This is a genomic window from Kerstersia similis (assembly GCF_965139615.1).
In the GTDB taxonomy this organism is placed as follows: Bacteria; Pseudomonadota; Gammaproteobacteria; order Burkholderiales; family Burkholderiaceae_B; genus Kerstersia; species Kerstersia similis.
Genome location: NZ_CBCSIQ010000048.1, coordinates 1 through 1,795, shown reverse-complemented (window position 1 = coordinate 1,795; position 1,795 = coordinate 1). Strand labels below are relative to the sequence as shown.

Annotated in this window: 1 tRNA gene and 1 rRNA gene; both read right to left on the bottom strand. The window is 53.0% G+C overall.

Features of this window, described 5'->3' with window-relative positions:
• Positions 1-38: 38 nt before the first annotated feature.
• Positions 39-115: transfer RNA gene (locus tag ACNA1V_RS17295), tRNA-Ile, on the bottom strand.
• 125 nt (positions 116-240) lie between these two features.
• Positions 241-1,775 (bottom strand): 16S ribosomal RNA (locus ACNA1V_RS17290).
• Positions 1,776-1,795 lie beyond the last annotated feature (20 nt).

The window sequence follows — 1,795 nt, the reverse complement described above, 5'->3', positions numbered from 1 at the left end:
GAGCTAATCNCNACAGCATCTTCATACTGCAAAACCGTTGGTGGGTCTGGTTGGATTCGAACCAACGACCCCCGCCTTATCAAGACGGTGCTCTAACCGACTGAGCTACAGACCCTAAACCTTAGAGTCTGCACCGGAGCAGAATCAGGAAGGTGACTTCCCATTCCTCTCCTGCTACCGACTCATCCTAAACAACAACCGATAAGCGTGGACGCTTTCGCTTCGTGTACTTATGCTCTTAAAGGAGGTGATCCAGCCGCACCTTCCGATACGGCTACCTTGTTACGACTTCACCCCAGTCATGAATCCTACCGTGGTAATCGCCCTCCTTGCGGTTAGGCTAACTACTTCTGGTAGAACCCACTCCCATGGTGTGACGGGCGGTGTGTACAAGACCCGGGAACGTATTCACCGCGACATTCTGATCCGCGATTACTAGCGATTCCGACTTCATGTAGTCGAGTTGCAGACTACAATCCGGACTACGATCGGGTTTCTGAGATTAGCTCCACCTCGCGGTTTGGCAACCCTCTGTCCCGACCATTGTATGACGTGTGAAGCCCTACCCATAAGGGCCATGAGGACTTGACGTCATCCCCACCTTCCTCCGGTTTGTCACCGGCAGTCTCATTAGAGTGCCCTTTCGTAGCAACTAATGACAAGGGTTGCGCTCGTTGCGGGACTTAACCCAACATCTCACGACACGAGCTGACGACAGCCATGCAGCACCTGTGTTCCGGTTCTCTTGCGAGCACTCCCAAATCTCTTCGGGATTCCAGACATGTCAAGGGTAGGTAAGGTTTTTCGCGTTGCATCGAATTAATCCACATCATCCACCGCTTGTGCGGGTCCCCGTCAATTCCTTTGAGTTTTAATCTTGCGACCGTACTCCCCAGGCGGTCAACTTCACGCGTTAGCTGCGCTACTAAGACCCGAAGGTCCCAACAGCTAGTTGACATCGTTTAGGGCGTGGACTACCAGGGTATCTAATCCTGTTTGCTCCCCACGCTTTCGTGCATGAGCGTCAGTGTTATCCCAGGGGGCTGCCTTCGCCATCGGTGTTCCTCCGCATATCTACGCATTTCACTGCTACACGCGGAATTCCACCCCCCTCTGACACACTCTAGCTCGGTAGTTAAAAATGCAGTTCCAAGGTTAAGCCCTGGGATTTCACATCTTTCTTTCCGAACCGCCTGCGCACGCTTTACGCCCAGTAATTCCGATTAACGCTTGCACCCTACGTATTACCGCGGCTGCTGGCACGTAGTTAGCCGGTGCTTATTCTTCAGGTACCGTCATCCACTCGGGGTATTATCCCGAGCGATTTCTTTCCTGACAAAAGTGCTTTACAACCCGAAGGCCTTCATCGCACACGCGGGATGGCTGGATCAGGGTTTCCCCCATTGTCCAAAATTCCCCACTGCTGCCTCCCGTAGGAGTCTGGGCCGTGTCTCAGTCCCAGTGTGGCTGGTCGTCCTCTCAAACCAGCTACGGATCGTCGCCTTGGTAGGCCTTTACCCCACCAACTAGCTAATCCGATATCGGCCACTCCAATAGTGCAAGGCCCGAAGGTCCCCTGCTTTCTCCCGTAGGACGTATGCGGTATTAGCCACTCTTTCGAGTAGTTATCCCCCGCTACTGGGCATGTTCCGATATATTACTCACCCGTTCGCCACTCGCCACCAAGGAGCAAGCTCCTCGTGCTGCCGTTCGACTTGCATGTGTAAAGCATCCCGCTAGCGTTCAATCTGAGCCAGGATCAAACTCTTCAGTTTAATCTCTGTTTTTTACATAT